Source organism: Pseudomonas sp. AF32 (assembly GCF_022342325.2).
GTDB lineage: Bacteria > Pseudomonadota > Gammaproteobacteria > Pseudomonadales > Pseudomonadaceae > Aquipseudomonas > Aquipseudomonas uvaldensis.
Genome location: NZ_RQJK02000002.1, coordinates 190,469 through 205,843, shown reverse-complemented (window position 1 = coordinate 205,843; position 15,375 = coordinate 190,469). Strand labels below are relative to the sequence as shown.

The following is a 15,375-nucleotide window of genomic DNA, read 5'->3' as shown; positions in this document are numbered from 1 at the left end:
CTCGCACGGGCTGAAAGCTGCGCTGTAGCGGTGTCGGGGTGCCTTTTGCAAGACCGGGCGTCCGGGCGTGAGCCTGGCGGGAAGGGGCGAGTATAACAGAGCAATCGCCTTGCGTTGCTTTCCTGCTGCTCAACGGCTGATTTCAGCGTCGCGCCGCTGGGGTGCTGTCATAGCGAGCGCTCAGCTCGGCATAGGCGGGTTCACGCTTGAACCGTTTGAGTTCGGCGCTGAAGCGTTGCGCCAGCAAATCCATTCCGGCCTTGCGTCGTACCGCCAGATATTGGCTTTGGCGGCTCACGACCGTCGGGTTTTCGGTGATCTGGTCGTCCAGTTGCATTTGTTTGAGCAATTGCCGGCCCACTCGTCGATCGGTGATGAGCAGGTCGATCCGGCCCAGTTGCAGCTTGCCGAAGTTGGCTTCGTGGGTGGGCGCCGTTTCGCGCTTGAACAAGGTCGATTCCCGGAAGGCCTGGCTGTACAGGTAGCCGGGGGACGTACCGACGGTCAGGCCGTTCAGGTCGTCGAGGGTGCGAAACGGGTGGGGTCGTGCGTTGGCATGGAACAGCACGAATTCGACTTGCGACAACGGTTCGCTGGGGTAGAGCAGCAGGGCTTCGCGCTCGTCGCTGCGAAAAATGTCCAGAGCCCCGTCCGCCAGCCCCTGCTCCAGCATCGCAAGGCAGCGTTTCCAGGGCAGGAGCTGCCATTCGACATCGATTCCCAGCCGCTTGAAGACAATGACCGCGGTTTCGTAGTCCAGGCCCATGACCTTGCCGCCTTCCTCGTAGACGTAAGGTGCCCAGGGCTCGGTGACAATGCGCAACTTCTCGGCCCGGGCAGCCATGCTCAGGCACAAGAGAAAAAAGACAGTCAGTAACCGGGCAATGATGGGCATGGCCGGAGGTTACGACGAGTGCACTACAAATAGCCAGAGCGCTCTGGCTTGCGGGTCAGTTGCCTTTTGCCTGCATCAGGTGCTGATAAATCGCTTCGCGCCGCCGGCCCAATACCAGGCGGATCAACGGGTGGTTGAACCAGCGTTTTAGTTCATGATCTTCCAACGGTTTTTTCAGGCGGTGCTCAACGTTTTCCAGGGCCTTTTCCCACCAGACCGGGGCGCAGGCCTGGTCGAACTGATTGGCGTGGCGATAGCAACCGTAGAGAATTTCGCGCATGAACTGCCGTTTTTGGCCGGGCAATGCCACAGTGACCAGCTTATAGAGCAGGCGCTGCATGGTTGGGGGACGGGGAAGGGTGGCGGTGACCTGCCGTGTTTCATCCAGGGCTCGCTGACATACGGGCGCAGCATGGTGTTTATCGAGCCAGGCCTTTGTCTTGGCGCGGAACAGCTGCTTGCGGCTCCAGTAGTGGTGGATCAGGTCCGGGCACTCGCGTACCTGCACCTGGCCATAGGCCGCCACTGACAGGCAGAACTCTTCCAGGGTGTAGGCACCTTGGGCCATTGGATAAAACTCATCCATCAGGGCAATGGAGCGGTCCAGCACGTGTGCGTCGCTGCAATGCAGGCCGATCACTCCGGAGTTGAGCAAGGGCATGTCATCGTCCGCCAGTTGCCGTTGCTGCAGGGCTTGCGACAGGGTCACGTAAAGCTCGGCATCCTTGTTGGCGCCATAGTTCAGCGTGATTGCGTTACAGAGCAGCGTACCTGGCTGGACGCGCCGGAACAGCTCCAGGGGCGAGCAATGGAAGAAGGTATCGGTATCGATCAACAGGGCCAGTTCAGCTTCTTCGAGTACCTTTTGCATGACCACATGCTTGGCGCGAAAGTGATAGCCGTGGGGCTGGATCCAGGTTTGGCGGGTTTCGTTGTCCAGGGCGCGCAACCGCACCGGCAGCCCGGCGTAAGGCATCGGGTTGTCGGTAAATACCTGGATGTCCAACGTTTCATCCGGCGTCTCGCGCAGGCCGGCGATGGCACTGGCGATGCTGAATACTGCTTCCTGGTGATAGGTCTCGGCCCCGTAGACCAGATAAATGAGTTGTGGGGTCGTTGACCTTTGACCGTTTGGCATCGGCTGCAATCCTTGGTGTCATTGGATAGTAAAAAGGCCTTGGTTTTCGCCAAGGCCTTGATTACCACCACATTAAGCGTTAACGCGGCAGCTTGAGGTTGTTCCAGACCGCAAGACTGGGCTCGGCCTGATTCAGGGTATAGAAATGCAGCCCTGGTGCACCACCCTGCAACAAACGCTCACACATTTGCGTGATGACCTCTTCACCGAAGCGCTGGATGCTGGTGGAGTCATCGCCGTAGGCCTCCAGTTGCTTGCGGATCCAACGCGGGATCTCGGCACCGCAGGCATCGGAGAAGCGCGCCAGCTTGCTGTAGTTGGTGATCGGCATGATTCCCGGTACGACGGGGATGTCCACACCCAGCTTGCGCACACGCTCGACGAAGTAGAAATAGCTGTCGGCGTTGAAGAAATACTGGGTGATGGCACTGTTCGCGCCAGCGTTTGCCTTGCGTACGAAATTGAGCAGATCATCTTCGAAATTGCGCGCCTGAGGGTGCATTTCCGGATAAGCGGCTACTTCAATGTGGAAATGATCGCCGGTTTCCTCGCGAATGAAACTCACCAGGTCATTGGCGTGGCGCAGCTCACCGCTGGCCATGCCCATGCCCGACGGCAGGTCACCGCGCAGGGCAACGATACGCTGGATTCCGGCGGCCTTGTAACGGGTCAGGAGGTTGCGCAAATCGTCCTTGCTGTCACCCACGCAGGACAAGTGCGGAGCGGCGGGAATTCTGACCTCGCTTTCCAGCTGCAGCACGGTGTTCAGGGTGCGGTCACGGGTCGAACCACCCGCGCCATAGGTGCAGGAGAAGAAGTCGGGGTTGTAGCTGGCCAGCTGACGAGCAGTGGCGATCAGTTTTTCATGTCCAGCATCGGTCTTGGTCGGGAAGAACTCGAAACTGTAGCGACGGTCTTGGGACATGGAGGAGGTCTCCAGCTGTGAGCTTCAAGCTACAAGCTGCAAGAGGGCGGTGCGCCGAATTCTTGTGCTTCAGCTTGCGGCTTGCAGCTGCGTAATAGCGATGAAGAGGTAAGCCCCAAGCCACAAGTAAAATAAACTGCTTTCACTCGTGGCTTGAAGCTCAAGGCTTGCAGCTGCTGTCAGTACCGATAGGCGTGCGGCTTGAACGGGCCTTCGACGGTGACGCCGATGTAGTCAGCCTGTTGCTTGGTCAGTTTGGTGACCACGCCGCCGAAACCGCGGACCATTTCCAGGGCCACTTCTTCGTCGAGTTTCTTGGGCAGTACTTCCACGGTCAGGCGCTCGGCTTTCTGGGCCGGTGGCAGGTCGGCGTATTTCTGGCCAAACAGGAAGATCTGGGCCAGGACCTGGTTGGCGAACGAACCGTCCATGATGCGGCTTGGGTGACCGGTGGCGTTGCCCAGGTTCACCAAGCGGCCTTCGGCCAGCAGGATCAGGTAGTCATCGTTCTGCGGGTCGAAGCTGCCAGCGCCGGTGCGGTGAACCTTGTGGACCTGTGGCTTCACTTCTTCCCACGCCCAGTTCTTGCGCATGAAAGCCGTGTCGATTTCATTGTCGAAGTGGCCGATGTTGCAGACCACGGCGCGCTTCTTCAGGGCCTTGAGCATGTTGGCGTCGCAGACATTGACGTTGCCGGTGGTGGTCACGATCAGGTCGATCTTGCCCAGCAGTGCCTTGTCGATGCTGGCCTCGGAACCGTCGTTGTTACCATCGATGAACGGCGAAACCACTTCGAAGCCGTCCATGCAGGCCTGCATGGCACAGATCGGGTCGACTTCGGACACCTTGACGATCATGCCTTCCTGACGCAGGGACTGGGCCGAACCCTTGCCCACGTCGCCGTAGCCGATCACCAGCGCCTGCTTGCCCGACAGCAGGTGGTCGGTGCCACGCTTGATGGCGTCGTTCAGGCTGTGACGGCAGCCGTACTTGTTGTCGTTCTTGCTCTTGGTCACCGAGTCGTTGACGTTGATGGCCGGGATTTTCAGCTCGCCCTTGGCCAGCATGTCCAGCAGACGGTGTACACCAGTGGTGGTTTCTTCGGTCACGCCGTGAACCTTGTCCAGGACGGCCGGGTACTTCTTGTGCAGCAGCTCGGTCAGGTCGCCACCGTCGTCGAGGACCATGTTGGCGTCCCATGGCTGGCCATCCTTGAGGATGGTCTGCTCCAGACACCATTCATATTCCTGCTCGGTCTCGCCTTTCCAGGCGAATACCGGGATACCGGCAGCGGCGATGGCGGCAGCGGCCTGGTCCTGGGTCGAGAAGATGTTGCAGGATGACCAGCGCACTTCGGCACCCAGGGCAACCAGGGTTTCGATCAGCACGGCAGTCTGGATGGTCATGTGGATGCAGCCGAGGATCTTCGCACCCTTGAGCGGTTGCTCGCCGGCGTATTTGCGACGCAGACCCATCAGGGCTGGCATTTCGGATTCGGCGATGATGATCTCGCGACGGCCCCAGGCAGCCAGGGACATGTCGGCGACTTTGTAATCGGTAAAATCTGCAGGCGTGATGACAGCGCTCATGAAGAGCCTCCATTCGTAATGTATGCGAATGGGCGCCGTTGTGCGTTTAGTGTCCGTGCGGGTAACCCGTACGAACAACGCCCCATCCGAGCCTGACAGGTCGAGCCTGCTGCAGCGCCCCTCGGACAGGTGGCGGGAACGGCCCAAATGGGAGGACCGGATAAAACGGGGCGATTATAACGGGCTAATCGGATCTTCCAAAGGGTTTCTGTCGGCAAATCAAAATTGCCGATGGACGTTATTGAAACAGCGACGTAGAGCCTGCCTGTCCGGTCTGCCATGATGCGGCTATTCAGCGGTCGACACTCAGGAGTGATCATGAATTTCCACACCCGCAAATGGGTCAAGCCCGAAGACCTCAACCCCAATGGCACGCTGTTCGGCGGCAGCCTGTTACGCTGGATCGACGAAGAGGCGGCGATCTATGCCATCGTCCAGCTCGGCAACCAGCGAGTGGTCACCAAGTACATCTCGGAAATCAACTTTGTCAGCGCTTCTCGCCAGGGCGACATCATAGAACTCGGCATTACCGCCACCGAGTTCGGTCGCACTTCCATTACCCTGACGTGCGAAGTGCGCAACAAGATCACCCGCAAGAGCATCCTGACCGTTGAGAAGATGGTCTTCGTCAACCTGGGTGAAGACGGCCTGCCGGCCCCCCATGGCCGGACCGAAATCAAGTACGTCAAGGACCAGTTCAAGGACGGTATCGCCGAGTGAGATCGGCGGCGCGGCCATCGCGAGCCTGCTCGCGATGAGGCCTCCAATGCCATCGCGAACGTCGCGTCATCACTGAACAGCGCCGAACGCCGCGTGTCGTAGCTTCATCACGTCACCGGTACAGGCGCCTTATGGACACTCACAAAGACGGCAAGACCCCTGACCTGTCCCCACAGGAAAAGCATGAAGTCGACCGCAACCAGCCACCGCGGGCCGCAGTGTTGCATGAAATCATCCGCACCCAGGGCAACCAGGAGCTGGAGCGTAGCATCACCGCGCTCTGGTGGTCGGCCCTGGCCGCAGGGTTGACCATGGGCCTGTCGCTGATGGCGATGGGGCTGCTCAACTCCCGGTTGCCGGATCACGAAGGCTTCAAGGTGATCGCCAGTTTTGGCTATTGCGCAGGCTTTCTCGCGGTGATTCTCGCCCGCCAGCAACTGTTCACTGAAAACACCCTGACCGCCGTGCTGCCGATCATGAGCAAGCCGACGCTGGACAATGTCGGCCGGCTGTTGCGTTTATGGGGTGTGGTGCTGGTGGGCAACCTGTGCGGCACCCTGTTGGTGGCGTATGTCATGCTGCATTTGCCGATTTTCGACCAGCGTACCGACCTGGCTTTCCTGGAGATCGGCCGCAAGGTCATGGAGAACGACACCGGCCAGATGTTCGCCAAGGGCATCATTTCCGGCTGGATGATTGCCACGATGGTCTGGATGATTCCTTCCATGGAAAGCGCCAAGATGTGGATCATTATCCTGATCACTTACCTGATGGCGCTTGGGGACTTCACCCATATCGTCGTCGGCTCGGCCGAAGTGTCCTACCTGGTGTTCGCCGGCCAACTGTCCTGGGAGGACTTCTGGCTGGTATTTGCCGCACCGACCCTGGCGGGGAATATCATGGGCGGCAGCTTCATTTTCGCCTTGCTCAGTCATGCACAGGTGCGCAGCGAGAGCGGCACGCCTAGTCGGCCGCACCCAGCGGGATCTCCTGACGACGCTGGCGGTAAATGAAGTACAGGGCGGTCAGCACGGTCAGACCGCCGACAAGGGCGCCGGTCCACGGCAAGTCAGCCAGATTGACGCCACTGGACACCACCAGGCCGCCGATCCAGGCACCGGCCGCGTTGCCAAGGTTGAACGCACTCTGGTTCAGGGTCGAGCCGAGGTTCGGCGCTTCGTGGGCCTGATCGATGATCAACAGTTGCAGGATCGGGCACAGGGCGAAGGCGAATATTCCCCACAACACCAGCGTGATCGCCGCCGGAATCACGGATTGGCTGGTCTGGCTGAACGCCGCCAGTACCAGCACCAAGGCCAGGGCCATGCCGACCAGCGACGGCAGCAGGCGTCGGTCCGCCAGGCGCCCGCCAAGAAAGCTGCCCGCCGTCAATCCGACCCCGAACAACAGCAACATGATCGTGATGCCGTGCGGGCTGACGCCGGTAATGTCCTGCAGAATGGGCGCGATGTAGGTGAAAACGCTGAACAGGCTGGTGGATGCCAGCACGCTCATGCCCAGAGCGAGCAGCACGTTGGCCTTGCCCAGAACCTTGAACTCGCTGGCGAGGTTGGCTTTTTCCATGGGTATCTCCCTGGGCAGCCAGGCCCATTGGGCAATGGCAGCGATCACGCCGATCACCGACACCGCCCAGAACGTCGAACGCCAGCCGGCGTATTGTCCCAATGCCGTGCCCAGCGGTACGCCCAGGACATTGGCCAGGGTCAGACCGGTAAACATCATCGCGATGGCCTGGGCCCGTTTGTTCGGCGCCACCAGTCCGGCAGCTACCACCGAGCCGATACCGAAAAATGCGCCGTGACATAACGCGGTGATAACCCGCGCAGCCATCAGGGTGAGGTAGTTCGGGGCCAGGGCGCAGAGCACGTTGCCCAGAATGAACATTAATGTCATGCCCAGCAGCGTGGCCTTGCGCGGCATGTTGGCGGTGCCGACCGCGAGCACCGGCGCGCCGAACACGACGCCCAGCGCATAGCCCGTAATCAACAGCCCGGCCTGGGGGATGCTCACGGCCAGGTCGCGGGCGACATCCGGCAGCAGTCCCATGATGACGAATTCGGTGGTGCCGATGCCGAAAGCGGCAACGGCCAGGGCAAGCAAGGCGAGTGGCATGCGCAAGGTCTCTGTCTGTAGTCTTGACGCTCTGATCAGGCATACGCATGCCGATGCCCTTCGAGCAAACGGGGGCAGCAGCGAAATTATTGGAATTGATTTATGCGCAACTGAATGCGGCGTGGTCGTTTGCAGTATAAACAGATGTTGGTGGCGGCGCTGTTGTATGCGCTATTTGAAAGAACCTTTTGGTCGGCTGCGGCTCTTAGCCTGCGCACTGGTGCTGGTCAGCATGTGGGTGATGCAGCGCTGACCGGAGACTGGATCCCTGATTTATCCATGAAACCCAAAGAAGGAACTGCGTCATGACGGTTGCCCTGTGGTGTATTTTGATCGCCATCATCCTGCCTTATGTGTGCATTGCCATCGCCAAGATCGGCGGAAGGTACCGGTTGCAGGATAACCACGACCCCCGGGATTTCCTGGAGAGTCTCGAAGGCGCACCCCGGCGTGCCTACGCCGCGCACCTGAACAGCTTTGAAATCACCCCGGCATTCGCCGCCGCGGTGATCGTTGCGCACCTGGCCGGCAATGCCGAGTTGGTGACCATCAACGTGCTGGCGGTGCTGTTCATCACCAGCCGTCTGCTCTACATCATTTGTTACCTGGCGGACTGGGCAATCCTGCGCTCCCTGGTGTGGCTGGTGGGGTTGGGGCTGATCGCCAGTTTCTTCTTTGTTTCGATCTGAGCCTGTCTGATTTCGTGTTGCCTGTGGGGCCCCACAGGCAACACGACGCTCAAGGATTGGCTGTTACGGTATTCGACACCTGCGGCATTTGCGGCAATGGCATGCCCTTGGGCCAGAGCATCCAGATCTGGCCCTGTTGCTTCATGTCCCCGGCCAGTTCCCCCGCGGCTTCGCCGGTTCCCCAGAACAGGTCGGCCCGGACCTCGCCGGCAATGGCGCCACCGGTGTCCTGGGCGGCGACCGGTCGATTCAGCGGGCTTCCATCGGGTCGAGTGGTGGACAACCACAACAGGCTCCCCAGGGGGATCACCTTGCGGTCTACCGCCACGCTATAGCCGGCAGTCAACGGTACGTTCAGCGAGCCGCGTGGCCCTTCGTTGCTGTCGGGGTTGCGGTTGAAGAACACGTAGCTGGGATTGCTGCCCAGCAATTCGGGAATCCGGGTCGGGTGGGCTTTGGCCCAGGCGCCGATGGTGCCCATGGTCACCTCTTCTTTCTTCAACTCGCCCTGTTCCACCAGCCAGCGGCCGATGGGTCGGTAAGGGTGGCCGTTCTGGTCGGCATAGCCGATGCGCAACAGGCGACCATCATCGAGTCGAATGCGGCCCGAGCCCTGGATTTGCAGGAATTGCAGGTTCATCGGGTCGGTCAACCAGGCGATCACGGGCGCCTTCACGCCATTGTTTTCGATGGTGGCCGCGTCGTCGTAGGGCTTGAGCACCCGGCCCTCAAGGCGGCCGCGCAGGCGTTTGCCCTTGAGCTCGGGGTAGATGCTGTCCAGCGACACAATGATCATGTCGTCAGGTACGCCGTACACCGGCACGTTGGCAGTGGCGGTTCGGGTCAGGCTACCAGGGTAAACCGGCTCGTAATAACCGGTGATCAGACCGTTGGGGCTGTTATCCCCGGAACGCAGGCCATAGACATCCAGGTGTAGCTTCAGGAATTTGCGTACATCGGCGGCCGCCAGCGGCACATTGGCCGCTGCCGCGCAGGTCGCGCCCCAGGTCGCATCGGCCTTGAGGCGGGTGCATGCACTGCGCCAGGAACCGAAACCGGCCAGCAGGTCTTCATCGGAGACTTTCGGCAACGCTTCCCACGGTGCACTGACATAAGTGGCGAGCGCGTGGGTCTTGGGCTCCTCGGTCTTTTCGCCGCGGTTGCAGGCGCTCAACAAGGCAATGAGCGAGAGGGACAGCGCCAGGCTTTTATGCCAGGTCTTGAAGCGGTTCATGAAAATGTCCTTCGCGGATGGCGTGCACGTTCAGGGCATGCAGACAACCCGCATTGTGAATAGGGCTATTGGTCTTTGTCGGCGACACGAGGATACTGGCTGCCGTTTCCCGACCCGAGGCCAAGATGTTTGCAAAACGTTTTTCCGTGGCTGTGCTGGCCTGCCTGATGCTCTCCGCCTGCGGCGGTGTCGACCCCAACTCTCCATTGGGCCAGCGCAAGGCTATCTTCAAGCAGATGCTCAAGACCAACGAAGAGCTGGGCGGTATGTTGCGCGGTCGCGTTCCGTTCGATGGTCCGCGTTTCGCCGAAGGCGCGGTGCAACTGGACCAGCTGTCCCGCGAGCCGTGGAAGCATTTCCCGCAAGTGCGCGAGGAAGATCACACCAGTGCCCGGGATGAGGTCTGGCAAAAGCAGGCGCGCTTCCAGGAACTGGCCCGTAACCTGGAGGCCGCCACCGCTGAATTGGTGGTTGCCAGCAAGGTTCAGCCCTACAGGGCCAGTTACCTGGGCCCGGCGGTGCAGAAAGTGGAAGACGCCTGCAGTGCCTGCCATAAAGAGTTTCGGGATTACTGAAGCCGTTCGTTCATTTATCCAGCTCATCCACGGCTTCCTGCAATTCCTTGCGGGAAGCGGCCAGTTTGTCCTTGCGCTTGTTGATCCGCTCCGGATCACCTTTTTTCATGGCTTTCTCCAGGTCCTCCTGGCGACGACTGACCTCGTGCTTGGCTTCGAGCACCTTGTTTTCACGCTCCTTGCGCAAGGAAGCGTCGGTGCAATGGGTGGTGACCTCGTTCAGCGCCGTTTCCAGGCCGGCCTGCTGGTCCTGGTTGCCCTGGGACTTGGCCAGTTCGATCTGGTTGACGATGCCTTGACGCTTGGCGGCGCAGCCAGTGAGTTCCGGCGCTTGCTCGTCCGCCCACAGGGGGGCGGCCATGACGCTGCATAAGGCCAGCAGGATAGCGGGTGGCAGGAAATTCATAGCAACTCCAAAAAACAAATCCGTGAAAACGCGCGAGTCATCCGGCTCAGGTGCGCTGTTGGAACGCACGCGTGCCCCTTGGGTTCAACCGCACGGGCCGATCAAAAACCGTCGATCCCGGCAGCCCGCAATACTTCGCTCAACGCCTGTACCTGCGGGTGGCGGAAAAAAGCGCTCAATTGCGCAGCACGTTCCGGCCCGATACCGGCCTCGGCTTGCCACTGTTCGGTGTCACGCTCGGCCAGCGCGTGCCATGGCCCTTCCAGCCGGGCTTCGCCGACAGGCGGCAGGCCCAGCGCCTTGAGCCATTGTCCGAACGGCCGTTGGCGGGCACTGTGCAGACCTTCGAGCAGGTGGGCTCCGCTGCGTTCGCCGAAGCCGGTCATGTTAGCAAGCTCGGTGGCATCGAGTGTCATCCAATCCAGCAATCCGTCGAGTCGGCCCGCCGCCAGGAGTTTTCCCCAGGTGCCAGGGCCGACATGGGGCAGGGCAAGCCCCTGCTTGCCGCTTAGCCAGTTCAGGCGCGCAAGAAATTGGCTCTCGCAGCCCGGTGTCGGTTGCCAGCAGCTCAGGAAGTGATGGTTGGCTGCCACCGGGACATTGACGTCCTCCCGCACGATGCTGCGCAGCACGACGCTGTCGAGGCGCGGAATGGTCAGTCCGGCCAGGCTGATGGCGACCTGGTCGCCGGGACGGATGTCCATTTCCTCCCATTGCTTGAGGGAGCTGACGCTCACCCGGCGGATCCGGCGGTCGTCGAGCAGGACGGGCTCGAGTTCCAGTACGGGGGTGATGCGCCCGGTTCGACCGATGTTGAAGCGTACCTTCCTCACCCCGGTCAGGGCTTGGGCATAGGGGTATTTCCAGGCCACGCTCCAGAACGGTGGCCGGGCTTGCCAGCGGTTGGCCGGTGGGCGGCGGCTCTGGCGCAGGACGATTCCGTCGCTGGCGAAGGGCAGCGGAGTGCGATACCAGTGGTCACGCCAATGTTCGGCATCGGCCAATGCCCGGACAGGTTGGTTGTAGTCGAGGGTGCCGGCGAAACCCAGCTCAGCCAGCGCAGCCATCCGTTCGGGCAGGGTGTCAGGCCCTTCCGGCCATTCCCAGACAAAAAGGCCGATATCCGACGCCTCCTGCGCGGTGAGATTGCCGCGTGCTATCAGGCCCGCCACGGTCCCGCGGGCGTTGAGGCTGCCGTTATCAGCCTGGACATGGTGGCCCAGACGCCAGTACAGCTCGCCCTGCACGAGCAGGTTCACGGGCTGACGCAACTGCTGCGCGATGGCGCCGATTTTGCGGGCGTTGGACGTCCAGTCCTGACCCTGGGTGCCATCCCCGCGGCTGATCGCCTGGTGCAGGCGTCCGTCGCGGTAAACCAGGGTTACCGCCACGCCGTCGACTTTCGGTTGGACCCAGACGTCTTTTCGACCATTCAGCCAGGCTTGCACTGCAGTCGCATCCTTGAGCTTTTCAAGGCCGGTATGGACCACCGGGTGCGGCACTTTTCCCCGCGCCGTTCGTAAGGGATCGGTTGGCGTGTGCAGGTCGACGCAGCTGCGCCAATGCTCCAGTTGTGCGCGGGACTGATCGTAAAGCTCGTCGGCCACCAGCGATTGGCCGAGGCGGTGATAACTGTCGTCCCAGGCGTCGATCTGCCGTTGCCGGGCTTCGATTTGTGCCTGGGTACGTTCGGCCGGCCAGTCAGGACAGGGCGCCGCGATAGCAGGGGCAGCGATGAAAAGTGAATAGAGCAGTGCGTGAAATAACGGTGGCATTGAAGCATCCTTGCTTGGTCAGGTCTTTCAAGGCTAGCCACGGTTGCGCAAGCAGCGAGGCCTGGAGCGTTACCGAACGTTGCGGTGCCCGATGGCAACGTCGTGGCGGTACAGTGCAGGGTGATTTAGCCGTGCAACTGTCCCTTGCGCCTGTCGTTGGCCGGGGCAGAATGACGTTTCGATCCACCCTCCCAGGAGTGCCTGCGATGGACCTGACGACACTCGCCGTTTTCATTCCGGCCTGCTTCGCGCTGAACATGGCGCCTGGGCCGAACAACCTGCTGTCCATCAGCAACGCCTCGCGTTATGGCTTCGTGCGGGCGTGCAGTGGCGGCATCGGTCGGCTGCTGGCATTTGCGATCATGATTGCCCTGGCCGCGGCCGGACTGACCGCAGTGCTGCACACCTCGGAACTGTTGTTCCTGGGGATCAAGGTTGTTGGCGCCGGCTATCTGTTCTATCTCGCCGTACAGCTGTGGCGTGCGCAACCTCAGGCCGGTGAAGAAATGGCGGGCGGCTCGATGGGCATGGGGCGTCTGGCGCGCCAGGAGTTTCTGGTGGCCATCGGCAACCCGAAGGCGATCCTGCTGTTCACGGCGTTCCTGCCCCAATTCGTCGACCGTTCCGGCACCGTCATCCAGCAGTTCTCTGTATTGGGCGGGCTGTTCCTGGCGTTGGAGTGCATCGCCATCGGTTTGTATTGCTACATGGGGATCTACGCGCGGCGACTGTTCGCCCGCCCCAGTGGCAAGCGCCTGTTCAACCGGCTGTGTGCTGGCTTGTTGGCCAGTGCGGCTTCGTTTTTACTGGTGGCCCGGCGGACATAGCATTGCTCCCTCTTCGCTGGAGGGAGAAACATCCAGAATGAAAAAGCCCCTGGCGAACGGGTCGCCAGGGGCTTTTTCATCTCAACGGGTATTACAGGCCGGCAGCAGCGCGCAGGGCGTCGGCGCGGTCGGTTTTTTCCCAGGTGAAGGTGGTGAAGGTATCACCATCGACAGTCTTGGTCTGCGGCGTACGGCCGAAGTGGCCATAGGCTGCGGTTTCCTGGTACATCGGGTGCAGCAGGTCAAGCATGGTGGTGATGGCGTATGGACGCAGGTCGAACACTTCGCGGACCAGCTTGATGATCTTGTCGTCGCCGATCTTGCCGGTGCCGAAGGTGTTCAGCGAGATCGACGTAGGCTGGGCGACACCGATGGCGTAGGACACCTGGATCTCGCAGCGCTCGGCCAGGCCGGCGGCGACGATGTTCTTGGCCACGTAGCGACCGGCATAGGCCGCCGAACGGTCGACCTTCGATGGATCCTTGCCGGAGAACGCGCCACCGCCGTGACGGGCCATGCCGCCGTAGCTGTCGACGATGATCTTGCGTCCGGTCAGGCCGCAGTCACCCACCGGACCACCGATGATGAAGTTGCCGGTCGGGTTGATGTGGAACTGAGTGTCCTTGTTCAGCAACTCGGCAGGCAGCACGTGCTTGACGATCAGCTCCATCACGCCTTCGCGCAGGTCCTTGTAGGACACTTCCGGGTTGTGCTGGGTCGACAGCACGATGGCGTCGATGCCAACCACCTTGCCATTCTCGTAACGGCAAGTGACCTGAGATTTGGCATCCGGACGCAGCCATGGCAGCAAGCCGGACTTGCGGGCTTCGGCCTGGCGCTGCACCAGTTGGTGCGAGAACGTGATCGGTGCCGGCATCAACACGTCGGTTTCGTTACTGGCATAACCGAACATCAGGCCCTGGTCGCCGGCGCCCTGGTCTTCAGGCTTGCTGCGGTCAACGCCTTGGGCGATGTCCACCGACTGCTTGCCGATGATGTTCATTACGCCGCAGGTTGCGCCGTCGAAACCGACGTCGGAGCTGTTGTAGCCGATGCCCAGGATGACGTCGCGGACGATCTGTTCCAGGTCGACCCAGGCCGAAGTGGTGACTTCGCCGGCGATGATCGCCACGCCCGTTTTCACCAGAGTCTCGCACGCCACGCGGGCGAACTTGTCTTCAGCAATGATGGCGTCCAGCACCGCATCAGAAATCTGGTCGGCGATTTTGTCCGGATGCCCTTCAGACACGGACTCGGAGGTGAAAAGGGAGTATTCGCTCATCTCGATGTTTTCCTACAAGTTACCGATGGTGAGTGTCACCAGCCGGCCGCTGAAAATGGCGGACCTGGATCTGGAAACCATTTCGTAAGCCTACATAGAGGCTTTCCCCGGGCACGAGGCCCGCAGTGGTGGCCCAACGGGCCAGGTCGTCCTGTTCGAACCCCAGCCAGAGATCACCGCAGGCCTCCCTGGCCCAGCTCTGATTGTGGCTGCATAACTCTGTCACCAACAGGCTTCCGCCCGGTCGCAACAGGCCGGCCATGTGCTTGAGTGCATCGGCCGGAGCGGCGAAATGATGAAGGACCATGTTCAATACGACGCAGTCACCTTGCAGGTGCACGCCATCCAAGGCATCGGCCAAACGCAGGCTGACATTAGTCAGGTTTTCACGTTCACACACCTGGCGAGCCAGCTCGAGCATGGCCGGGCTGTTATCCAGCGCCGTGACCTGGCTGAAACGGCGTGCCAGTTCCGGCAGGAACGCACCGTCGCCGGGGCCGACCTCGATGGCAGTGGCTGTAGGCTCGAAGTTCAGTTTGTCGAGCAGCGCCAGGACACTTTCGCGGTATTGCGGCAACCCTGCGATCAGGTCTTGCTGGGCGCGAAATTTTTCCGCCACGCGTGCGAAAAAATCCTGGCTGGCCGCGGCCCGTTGCCCGTGCACCTGGGCGATACGGGCCTGAACGTCCGTCGGCAGGCTCAGTTCGTCCACTTCCTCAAGCAATGCAGCGTGCAGCTTGCCACCCATAAGATCGGTGTGGGGCAGGGCGCGGCGGTAGAAAATGGCGTTGCCTTCACGGCGGGTCGCCACCAGGTCGGCCTGGGCCAGGACCTTGAGGTGATGGCTCATGCCAGACTGACCGATGCCGAAGATCTGCGCCAGTTCCAGCACGCCGAATGAGTCATTGGCCAGGGCGCGCAATACATTGAGCCGCAACGGGTCGCCACCGGCCTTGCAAAGGGCCGCCAGTTCGTCGCTATGGTGATGCTGGATGGAGGGCGCGCGTAAGTTCATAACGCGGCAGTCTAGACAGGGGGTGGCATCACCGCAAGTTCAATATCAAAAACTTTTGATATTGCTCGATAAATGGCACTTCGCTGGTCTTTATGGACTCTACAAGCTTCCAGTGGACAGGTTTCACTTGGCGAAAGCGACTTTATCCACCCGAAAAACCGCTCTGGACGTC

General features: G+C 60.9%; 15 protein-coding genes, 1 pseudogene and 1 riboswitch. Of the genes and pseudogenes, 6 read left to right on the top strand and 10 right to left on the bottom strand.

Features of this window, described 5'->3' with window-relative positions; all coding sequences use genetic code 11:
• Positions 1-142: 142 nt before the first annotated feature.
• The 4 genes from EGM97_RS03150 to ahcY form a co-directional block, all read right to left on the bottom strand.
• Positions 143-895 carry a substrate-binding periplasmic protein gene (locus EGM97_RS03150; RefSeq protein WP_238960738.1) on the bottom strand — a complete coding sequence of 251 codons (753 nt, stop codon included), beginning with the start codon at positions 893-895 and terminating at the stop codon, positions 143-145.
• Positions 896-950: 55 nt separating this feature from the next.
• Positions 951-2,033, bottom strand: a complete 1,083-nt coding sequence (locus EGM97_RS03145; protein ID WP_238960739.1) for a hypothetical protein — start codon at positions 2,031-2,033, stop codon at positions 951-953.
• 79 nt (positions 2,034-2,112) lie between these two features.
• The gene (gene metF / locus EGM97_RS03140; RefSeq protein ID WP_238960740.1) at positions 2,113-2,958 is read right to left on the bottom strand and encodes a methylenetetrahydrofolate reductase [NAD(P)H]; all 846 of its coding nucleotides are present in this window, start codon (positions 2,956-2,958) and stop codon (positions 2,113-2,115) included.
• 179 nt (positions 2,959-3,137) lie between these two features.
• Entirely contained in the window at positions 3,138-4,547 is a 1,410-nt protein-coding gene (gene ahcY, locus EGM97_RS03135) for an adenosylhomocysteinase (RefSeq protein WP_238960741.1), read from the bottom strand.
• Between the two features lie 23 nt (positions 4,548-4,570).
• A riboswitch (S-adenosyl-L-homocysteine riboswitch) is annotated at positions 4,571-4,676 on the bottom strand.
• A gap of 189 nt (positions 4,677-4,865) precedes the next feature.
• Here ahcY and EGM97_RS03130 point away from each other — a divergent pair.
• Together EGM97_RS03130 and EGM97_RS03125 are read left to right on the top strand one after the other, a co-directional pair.
• A complete protein-coding gene (locus tag EGM97_RS03130) occupies positions 4,866-5,267 on the top strand; it encodes an acyl-CoA thioesterase (protein ID WP_275300478.1) in 402 nt (133 codons plus the stop codon).
• A 131-nt stretch (positions 5,268-5,398) separates the two neighbouring features.
• On the top strand, positions 5,399-6,280 hold the full coding sequence (locus tag EGM97_RS03125; protein ID WP_238960742.1) for a formate/nitrite transporter family protein: 882 nt from the start codon (positions 5,399-5,401) through the stop codon (positions 6,278-6,280).
• On the opposite strand, the gene EGM97_RS03120 is transcribed toward EGM97_RS03125, so the two are convergent.
• The gene (locus tag EGM97_RS03120; protein ID WP_238960743.1) at positions 6,231-7,400 is read right to left on the bottom strand and encodes an MFS transporter; all 1,170 of its coding nucleotides are present in this window, start codon (positions 7,398-7,400) and stop codon (positions 6,231-6,233) included. The two genes, EGM97_RS03125 and EGM97_RS03120, sit on opposite strands and share 50 nt — an antisense overlap.
• Before the next feature lie 166 nt (positions 7,401-7,566).
• Between EGM97_RS03120 and EGM97_RS03115 the strand changes: the two are divergent.
• Positions 7,567-7,653 (top strand): annotated as a pseudogene (locus tag EGM97_RS03115) (EamA family transporter); the annotation flags it as partial.
• 52 nt (positions 7,654-7,705) lie between these two features.
• A complete protein-coding gene (locus EGM97_RS03110) occupies positions 7,706-8,089 on the top strand; it encodes an MAPEG family protein (RefSeq protein ID WP_053156004.1) in 384 nt (127 codons plus the stop codon).
• 49 nt (positions 8,090-8,138) lie between these two features.
• On the opposite strand, the gene mltA is transcribed toward EGM97_RS03110, so the two are convergent.
• Positions 8,139-9,323 carry a murein transglycosylase A gene (mltA, locus tag EGM97_RS03105; protein ID WP_238960744.1) on the bottom strand — a complete coding sequence of 395 codons (1,185 nt, stop codon included), beginning with the start codon at positions 9,321-9,323 and terminating at the stop codon, positions 8,139-8,141.
• 125 nt (positions 9,324-9,448) lie between these two features.
• On the opposite strand from mltA, the gene EGM97_RS03100 reads away from it, so the two are divergent.
• On the top strand, positions 9,449-9,898 hold the full coding sequence (locus EGM97_RS03100) for a c-type cytochrome (protein WP_238960746.1): 450 nt from the start codon (positions 9,449-9,451) through the stop codon (positions 9,896-9,898).
• Between the two features lie 10 nt (positions 9,899-9,908).
• Here the strand turns inward: EGM97_RS03100 and EGM97_RS03095 are convergent, their stop codons facing one another.
• On the bottom strand, positions 9,909-10,304 hold the full coding sequence (locus EGM97_RS03095) for a DUF1090 domain-containing protein (RefSeq protein ID WP_238960747.1): 396 nt from the start codon (positions 10,302-10,304) through the stop codon (positions 9,909-9,911).
• A gap of 101 nt (positions 10,305-10,405) precedes the next feature.
• The gene (gene ligB / locus EGM97_RS03090; protein WP_238960748.1) at positions 10,406-12,079 is read right to left on the bottom strand and encodes an NAD-dependent DNA ligase LigB; all 1,674 of its coding nucleotides are present in this window, start codon (positions 12,077-12,079) and stop codon (positions 10,406-10,408) included.
• A gap of 206 nt (positions 12,080-12,285) precedes the next feature.
• Between ligB and EGM97_RS03085 the strand changes: the two genes are divergently transcribed.
• The gene (locus EGM97_RS03085; protein ID WP_238960749.1) at positions 12,286-12,906 is read left to right on the top strand and encodes a LysE family translocator; all 621 of its coding nucleotides are present in this window, start codon (positions 12,286-12,288) and stop codon (positions 12,904-12,906) included.
• A gap of 91 nt (positions 12,907-12,997) precedes the next feature.
• On the opposite strand, the gene metK is transcribed toward EGM97_RS03085, so the two are convergent.
• Together metK and EGM97_RS03075 are read right to left on the bottom strand one after the other, a co-directional pair.
• On the bottom strand, positions 12,998-14,188 hold the full coding sequence (gene metK / locus EGM97_RS03080) for a methionine adenosyltransferase (protein WP_053156023.1): 1,191 nt from the start codon (positions 14,186-14,188) through the stop codon (positions 12,998-13,000).
• A 19-nt stretch (positions 14,189-14,207) separates the two neighbouring features.
• Positions 14,208-15,203, bottom strand: a complete 996-nt coding sequence (locus tag EGM97_RS03075; RefSeq protein WP_238960752.1) for an ArsR/SmtB family transcription factor — start codon at positions 15,201-15,203, stop codon at positions 14,208-14,210.
• Positions 15,204-15,375: the final 172 nt, after the last annotated feature.

Bases quoted from the DNA above. Each gene is read 5' to 3' on its own strand.
- ligB (WP_238960748.1), bottom strand. From the start codon at position 12,079: ATGCCACCGTTATTTCACGCACTGCTCTATTCACTTTTCATCGCTGCC.
- metK (WP_053156023.1), bottom strand. From the start codon at position 14,188: ATGAGCGAATACTCCCTTTTCACCTCCGAGTCCGTGTCTGAAGGGCAT.
- mltA (WP_238960744.1), bottom strand. From the start codon at position 9,323: ATGAACCGCTTCAAGACCTGGCATAAAAGCCTGGCGCTGTCCCTCTCG.
- EGM97_RS03130 (WP_275300478.1), top strand. From the start codon at position 4,866: ATGAATTTCCACACCCGCAAATGGGTCAAGCCCGAAGACCTCAACCCC.
- metF (WP_238960740.1), bottom strand. From the start codon at position 2,958: ATGTCCCAAGACCGTCGCTACAGTTTCGAGTTCTTCCCGACCAAGACC.
- EGM97_RS03085 (WP_238960749.1), top strand. From the start codon at position 12,286: ATGGACCTGACGACACTCGCCGTTTTCATTCCGGCCTGCTTCGCGCTG.
- EGM97_RS03110 (WP_053156004.1), top strand. From the start codon at position 7,706: ATGACGGTTGCCCTGTGGTGTATTTTGATCGCCATCATCCTGCCTTAT.
- EGM97_RS03125 (WP_238960742.1), top strand. From the start codon at position 5,399: ATGGACACTCACAAAGACGGCAAGACCCCTGACCTGTCCCCACAGGAA.
- ahcY (WP_238960741.1), bottom strand. From the start codon at position 4,547: ATGAGCGCTGTCATCACGCCTGCAGATTTTACCGATTACAAAGTCGCC.
- EGM97_RS03120 (WP_238960743.1), bottom strand. From the start codon at position 7,400: ATGCCACTCGCCTTGCTTGCCCTGGCCGTTGCCGCTTTCGGCATCGGC.
- EGM97_RS03150 (WP_238960738.1), bottom strand. From the start codon at position 895: ATGCCCATCATTGCCCGGTTACTGACTGTCTTTTTTCTCTTGTGCCTG.
- EGM97_RS03100 (WP_238960746.1), top strand. From the start codon at position 9,449: ATGTTTGCAAAACGTTTTTCCGTGGCTGTGCTGGCCTGCCTGATGCTC.
- EGM97_RS03145 (WP_238960739.1), bottom strand. From the start codon at position 2,033: ATGCCAAACGGTCAAAGGTCAACGACCCCACAACTCATTTATCTGGTC.
- EGM97_RS03075 (WP_238960752.1), bottom strand. From the start codon at position 15,203: ATGAACTTACGCGCGCCCTCCATCCAGCATCACCATAGCGACGAACTG.
- EGM97_RS03095 (WP_238960747.1), bottom strand. From the start codon at position 10,304: ATGAATTTCCTGCCACCCGCTATCCTGCTGGCCTTATGCAGCGTCATG.